The organism is Streptomyces sp. NPDC059255, from assembly GCF_042752355.1.
Taxonomy (GTDB): Bacteria; Actinomycetota; Actinomycetes; order Streptomycetales; family Streptomycetaceae; genus Streptomyces.
In genome coordinates, this window is record NZ_JBHYZP010000033.1 from 103519 (window position 1) to 110605 (window position 7087).

General features: G+C 68.3%; 3 protein-coding genes. 1 reads left to right on the forward strand and 2 read right to left on the reverse strand.

Translation table 11 applies throughout. From position 1 onward, the window contains the following. The first annotated feature begins 25 nt into the window (after positions 1–25). Positions 26–2056, forward strand: coding sequence for an ATP-binding protein (locus ACFXKG_RS31040; protein WP_384846112.1), 2031 nt, complete (start codon positions 26–28; stop codon positions 2054–2056). Positions 2057–2172: 116 nt separating this feature from the next. Here the strand turns inward: ACFXKG_RS31040 and ACFXKG_RS31045 are convergent, their stop codons facing one another. Both ACFXKG_RS31045 and ACFXKG_RS31050 read right to left on the reverse strand, forming a co-directional pair. After that, positions 2173–5040, reverse strand: coding sequence for a Helicase associated domain protein (locus ACFXKG_RS31045; RefSeq protein ID WP_384846114.1), 2868 nt, complete (start codon positions 5038–5040; stop codon positions 2173–2175). Beyond that, positions 5037–6578 (reverse strand): hypothetical protein, encoded by a 1542-nt coding sequence (locus ACFXKG_RS31050; RefSeq protein ID WP_384846116.1) that lies wholly within the window; start codon positions 6576–6578, stop codon positions 5037–5039. Before ACFXKG_RS31050 ends, ACFXKG_RS31045 begins: the two co-directional genes overlap by 4 nt. Positions 6579–7087: the final 509 nt, after the last annotated feature.

Below are 7087 nucleotides of genomic sequence, written 5' to 3' on the forward strand. Positions count from 1 at the left end.
TGCTCGTACGGGAGTTGGCGCCGGCGTGGTCAGCACCGACCTGCCGGCGCAGAGCGGACCGCCGCTCACAGAGTTCGAACTCTCGGTCGGTGAGCGCAAGATCCTGCAGTTCAAGAGGAAGCCCCAGATCACGGCAGTCGCCGAACTGGTGTGGAACGCCCTGGACGCCAACGCCACCGAGGTCGACGTCGAACTGCGCCGCTCCAGCATGAACGCGATTACCGACGTCGTGGTGACCGACAACGGCCACGGCATGACACCCGAGCGAGCCCGCACTGCCTTCCAGGCATACGGCACCACCTGGAAGACCAGCAGGACACACACCGAAGGCGGAGAACGCATCCTGCACGGCCGCAATGGCGAAGGCCGTCTCTTCGCCTTCGCCCTGGGCGACCAGCTCACCTGGGAAACGGCAGCCCTGGTCGACGACATCCTGGTCGGGGTCCGGATCCGCGGCAACGCCGACCACGCCACCATCTGGCAGGTCGAGGAAACCGAGCCGACCCGGGAAGAGCCCGGTACGACCGTCCGTATCTCTGTACCCCAGGGCAAACCGCTGAGCCGCCTGGAGCGCGACGACGCCGCTGCGAACCTCACCGCGAAGCTGGCGTTCTACCTTCGGGCCTACCCGTACGCGCACGTCACCTACGACGGAAAACGGCTCGACCCCAGTGACATCATCGTTGGCGAACCCATCGATCTGGAGCTGGACTTGCCGGAGGAGTACACCGGCGAGGACCCGCCCCCGGTCGTCACCTTTGTTGAGTGGAACAAGCGGATGGGCGACCGCAAGATGCTCATCTGCAATGCCGACGGCATCGCCCTGGGCGAGCATGGCAGCGACTGGACCGACGGCCTTATCAGCTTCACCCCCTACCTACGCGCCAACCTGTTCAACGGCCTGTCCGTCGACGACCTGCACGGCCTGACCATGTCGCACTCCGGGCTCTTGGATGCGGCCGTCAAGGCCGTCCACCGGCACTTGGCCGTTCGCGGCGCCCAGATCTCCGCAGAAGTCGTGCGACAGCTGAAGACCGAAGGCATCTACCCCTACGACGAACAGCCGGCGACCGGTGCGCTCGCCATAGAGCGCCAGACCTTCGACGTCGTCGTCACAGCCGCCCGCCACGCGCTTCCCAACAAAAGGGCAGCCCGCAGCCTCTCCGTCAACCTCATCCGTACCGCTCTGGAAAGTAACCCCGGCGACCTCCACACCATCCTGGAAAAGGTCCTTGCACTCAACGACGACGACCGCCGACACCTCAAGAACCTCCTGGACAGCACCGACCTGACCCACGTCATCGGCGCGGCCACCACCGTCACCAACCGCCTGAACTTCATCCAGGCCCTGCGCAAGATCCTCGCCGACGAACACCTCCGCACGAACCTGCGCGAGGTCGACCAGCTCCACCCCCTGATCGCCAAGAACCTCTGGCTCTTCGGCGAGGACTGGAACATGACCAGGAGCGAGCTCGGACTCACCAATGTCCTCCGAGCACACCTGGAAGACCACCTCGGCCAAGACGTGGTCCTGGAGCACGAGCTCGAAGCCGTCACCCAGCCGGACGGGCGCGGTGGCCGGGTCGACATCCTGCTGTTCCGCAGCCGCCGGGACGAGAACTCCACCGAACGCCTCGTTATCGAGCTCAAACGACCCACGGTGAAGGTCGGCCCGAAGGAACTCGACCAGATCAAGAGCTACGCCCGGGCCATCATCGACGACCCGCAGTACAGCGGGGTGGGCTCCAAGTGGCGCTTCTACCTCGTCACCTACGACTACTCGGACAAGATCCTCCGCGACATCCGGCAGAAAGACCGCCCCGCCGGCCTCGCCGACGTACAGGACGACTACGAGGTCTGGGTCAAGAGCTGGGGCGAGATCCTCGACGCCGGGGAGAAAAAGCTGCGGTTCTTCCAGGAACAGCTGAACTACGAGGCGAACGACGACCGCGTCACTCAGCACCTACGCGAGAGTTACTCACACTTTATTCCCGACGCCCTAGCACCGTCGCAAAGCCAGGCCGGAGGCACTGAGCCGACGGGCACCCCCGAATAGGAACAGCGAGAAGACGTGCTGCAGGGCGACGCCGGACCGAACAGCCGGCCCGGCTGACAGCACGAGACCCCGGGCCCTGTCGGCGGGCCCGGGGCCCGGTCAGAGCCGCGAGGCGGTCAGTAGTCGTCGCGCTCGGAGTTCTGTCCGTACCGCTCGATGAGGTCGCAGGTGCAGGTTCCACCTTCGTAGTGCGGCTTGTCGCACTCCTCGTGGTGGCCCCACGGTTGCCGCGTCGTCGGGGCCGCCGACGGCGCGGGCTGCGGGGCGGCATCGGAGGCCGGTACCGCGCCCGCCCAGTCCATGCCCAGCGCCGCGAGGGAGGCGAGCTGTTCCGCGGTGAGCTTGTCGCGCCTCGACTTTGTGTTCGAGAGCCACACGCCCAGTTTCACCGGCACGGGTTCCGTCTCGTCGTCGACCGCGATCTCCACGACCGCGCTGCGCGGGATTGGCCGCTGTCCCTCCTGCTCCGCCCACTGCGCCAGGGCGGCCAGCCCCCGTTGGAACGCCGCCTGAGCCTTGCTCCTGGCCTTACCCGGACCCTTGGTGGCGTCCGTCGGCGCCGGAGGGAGCTCCGCCGGGGCGGCGGCCGTCAGGGGCAGGGTGGCGCCCTGTACGCCCAGCGCGGTCAGCCGCTCGCGCTGTTCGGGCTGGAGCTGTGCCCAGGTGCCCGGTTCCTGCTGCCGCCATCGCCAGATGCCGATGTCGTCGCCGTCGTAGACGACGCCCGGCGCGATGTAGGGCAGGATGCCGTCGGCGTCGACGAGGTCGGCGAGCACGCGGTAGTGGCGCTGCCAGCTCAGCGGCCAGGGGCAGTTCCAGTCCGGGTCGATCGCCGCCAGATGCTCCGCACGCTCCGCCGCGCGCTTCGGGTCCTTACCGAGACCACCCTTGCGGCGCAGGTTGGCCATGTGCTGCCCGATAGGCACCATCGCCTCGCCCTCGCCCCACACGGCGTCCTGACGCGGCGCGAGATGGCCCGTCGCCCGCCGGTACGACCGCAGCGCGGCCAGCTTGGCCTCCCATGCCTCCTCGCCGGGCTCCCAGAGCATTCCGGCCTCCGGGGCGTCCAGCAGGACCTTGCGCCGCTCCTCCAGCTCGCCCGCACGCAGCGCCTTGCGCTGCTGGTGCACCCACCGCCCCAGGGGGAAATCCTTGGTGACCCCCACTTCAACCTCAACGTCGTAAGGCACGGCGTAGACACCGGTGATCTCGTTCTCCGCCCGCCAGCGGATCAGGGCCTGGTAACCCCCCAACCACACCAGGGACTCGGGCCGGTAGACCCGAGTGCGCAGGAACGCCGCGATGGTCGCCGCGTTCCTCGGGGTGGAGAAGTGCAGCAGCGCAGATTCGGCAGCGGCGTCGGTGCCGTCCTGCTCCTGGTCCTCGCTCTCGCCGCCAGTTCCGATGATCTGCCCGGTCTCGTCGCGCTGGACGTGGACCCTGCGCTGTCCGCTCGTGAGGGCACGGGAGGCGAGCTGTTCGACCAGGCGCTCGTCATGGCTGCGGAGGCCTTGGAGGACGGCTACGAGGGGGCGGAACGAGGCGCTGGCGACCATGTCGGTCGGATCCTCGTCGGGCTCCAGGAAGACCGGCACGATGATCCGGGCGATCTTGGTGGAGCCGTCCTTGTTGAGCCGGAGCGCCCTGCCGATGTTCTGGACAATCTCGACTTGGGAGCCGCGGGTGTCCGCGAAGCACACGGCCTCGACTCCCCGTTCGCCGGTGATGTCCACACCTTCCCCGAGCACGCGGACGCTGGCGAGGAAGGCGCGGTGGACACGGCGTCCGGCGGCGTTGATGCCGTTGGCGAACTGGCGGATCACCTCACGCCGTTCGGCCACGAGGTGGTCACCGCACAGCCACGCCGACCACACCCGGTCCGGCGGGACGTGACGGCCGGCCTCGAGTTCGTAGAACTCCGCGTCGATGGAGGACTTCGGCAGCTTGTCGGCGGCGGCCAGGTCGTCGTCGGAGGCGTCGTTCATGTACAGCTCGGCAGCCGTCTCCGGCAGCTTCTCCGCGAACGCCATCGCCTCCTCCACCTTCTGGTGGAACGTCATGACCGTACGCAGGTTGTACGCGGCGGCGTGCTCCAAGAGCGCGGTCTGCAGCAGGGCCAGGCGCCGGCCGCGCTGCGCCTCCTCGGACTCCCCAAGGACGGGGGAGGGGTCGCGGATCTCCAGCACGTCAATCTCGAAGCCTGCGAGAATTTCGCGCTCGATCGCCTCGCTCAGCCCGAGTTCGGCCCCAGGGAGCCAGGCACCGAACGTGCCGTCCGGGTCGTCGGCCATGCTGGCGATCTCCGCCTCCTGGCCGCCGGTTCCCTTCTGCGGCTGGGCCGCCGCGAGAATCCGCGGCGTCGCGGTCAGGTAGAGCCTGAAGGCCGCCGGGATCCGCTGGTTGTCGTGAATCGCGGCCCACGGCCGACCAAGATCACCGGCGGTTCCGTGCGCCTCATCCACGATCGCGAGGTCGAAGCCCGCCATCTGCTGCCCGTACAGGCGCTCCCCGCCCGCCAGGGCGGCCTCCAGCGGCCCGCGAACCTTTCCCCGCCCTGTCGGGTCATCAGGGTCCTCGCGGTCCACCAGGGAGGCGTACGTGGCGAACACCACGATCGGCCCGGAACGAGCCCACAGGGCGAGCTGGATCGGGTTCGTGGTGGTGCGTACGCCCAGCTCGTTCAGTACCGCGTCGTTCTCCAGGGAGCACACCGCGATCATCGGGGCGCGGTGGCCGACCGCCCGCCACGCCTGGGCGGTCTGGGCGAGCAGGTCCAGGGTCGGCACGGTGACGAGGATCCGGCCGTCCGGGAAGCATTCCAGAGCGCTCGCAGCGGCCATGATTGTTTTACCGGAGCCGGTCGCTGACACGATCGTGCCCCGGGCACCCTGAGCGGGCACAGATGATCTTGCAGGGAATCCTACCCACTTACGGAAAGCCGACTTCTGGTCGACCTGGTGTTCCTTGAGCGGAATCCTGCTCATCGCCCATCACTCTCGCTAGTGCCGTACAGCCAGGCTTCCTCAAGCCTTTCGAGCGGGGTTTCCGATTCGCATTCCCTGCTCCAGACCCCCTTGAGCCACATCGGGTCGTTGTCGATCCGCTCGCACAGCACGAACGACCCGGGCTGCTCGACCAGGTGGTAGACGCCCTGCGGGAAGACTCCGGCGGGCCCGTAGATGCGCCACAGCATCTCCAGCCGCGCCCGGCGCTCGTGCAGGTAGGTCTCCAGGATCTGAGGGTAGGTGTCCCGCTCCGCCATACGCACGGTCCGCAGGGCGATGCCCACGACCTCCCGGGCCCACTCCTGGTCCCACTCGTCGGAGCTGGTGCCGGTCACGGCTGCGTAGTGCTGCCCGCAGACGTCCAGCACGCGCTCGACAAGATCCGCCGACGCCTCGCCTCCCTCCGCGTCACGGGCCGAAGGCCGGCTCCCGCTCACCGGCTGCCGATCGGGATGGCCACTGGTGCGGACGGCCGCCTCCAGCTCCAGGCCGTAGTGGTCCAGGTAGGCCAGGAGGAACAGGGCCAGGGCGCGGCCGGGGTCGCTGGCGTGCTCGATGCAGGGCTGCTCGCTGGTCCAGCCGAACGTGGCCTGGTGGGGCCGGGGATGTACGCCGCCGGTGTACGGGTCGGGGAAGACGACGGCGCGGGTGAAGAAGTCGTCCAGGCGGCTGACCAGATCCGCGTCCGGATCCTCCGGCCCACGGCCGCGCACAGCGGCGGTGGCGTTCTCCAAGATGGTGGTGAGGTACCGCCGGCGGGCGTCCTCCTGCTGCAGGAGCTCGCTGGACGGGCTCTCCTCGACCACCTCCACCACGCGGTACATGCCCCGGTCCCCGTACAGACCGCCCGGCTTCTTCAGCTCTTTGCGGGCCTTGGCGACTGCCTCCTCGATCGACCGTGCGTAGGCGTAGTTCGTCAGGACCGAGGCGCCCGGGTGCTGCGGATCGATCCGCTGCGCCACGATCCGGTAGCGGATCAGGCCGGCGGTCTCCGCGCTGCCCAGCGAAGCCTCCTCCCGGCTGTGGACAGGGATTTCGGTGGCCGGCTGCTGGTCGGCGTCAGCGGCCTCCAGTTCGGCCTGCCACTGGTCGAAGCTCTCGCCCTCCTCCTCATCCATCTGGTAGTCGAAGTCGTACTTGTTCTCGCTCACCAGACGGGCGCTCTCGGTAGCCGATTCGGTAAGTGCGGCCCACTCCCAGAGGTCCTCTGTGGCACGCAGCAGCCGATGCCGGCCACGCCACAGTTCGGGCATCATCGCCAGGATCGCAGCGGGTGCCGCCAGCACTGGGGCGGGAAGCCGGCCGGAGTCCTTGCGCCCGGACTCGCTGACCACCGTGTACGACCAGCCGCCCGAAGGGCCACGCTGTGACGACCACGACAAGGTCACGCCCGGCTGGTTCTCCGGCTGAGCCTCAAGGAAGTGGAGCGGCTTCACCCACGACCAGGACGCGGTGCAGGCTTCATCGTTGTTCGGGCCGCGCTGTACCGAGAACGATCCGCCGGAGAATTCACTCACGCAGAATTCCTTTTCGACCGCATCCGGGTAACGCTTCCATAGACGGAAAGTATGCACGCGCCATACCCTTCTCCTTCACCCTCCGACCTCAAACGGTTGGGGGGTGTCCTGTGTTTCCGCCAACGGTACATGCTGCATCAACCCGATGCACTCACTACACTAGAACCCACACGAACGAGCGACCCCCACCCCCATAGCCAGCCCAGCCCGCGTCAGCGGGCCCAACGATTCTGGAGGCGCAGCCGGAAGGACCGTCAGGCGGGAAAGCGCAGCGCCCCGCCGGGAGCGCCCCCGCGCTCCCCCCAACCCCCCATATTGGAGGCCCCAATAGCCGCACCCAACACCCCGTCAGCCCGGCCGTGCACCGCACGGCCAGCCGGGCGCGCAGCGGCCGGCTCCCACCCCTCACCGGAGCGCAGCGAAGGTGAGGGCCCACGCATCGCGTGGGCCAGCGGGAGCGCAGCGACCGCCCCACTTGCACATCGCGCAGCGATGTGGTACCCCTGTCT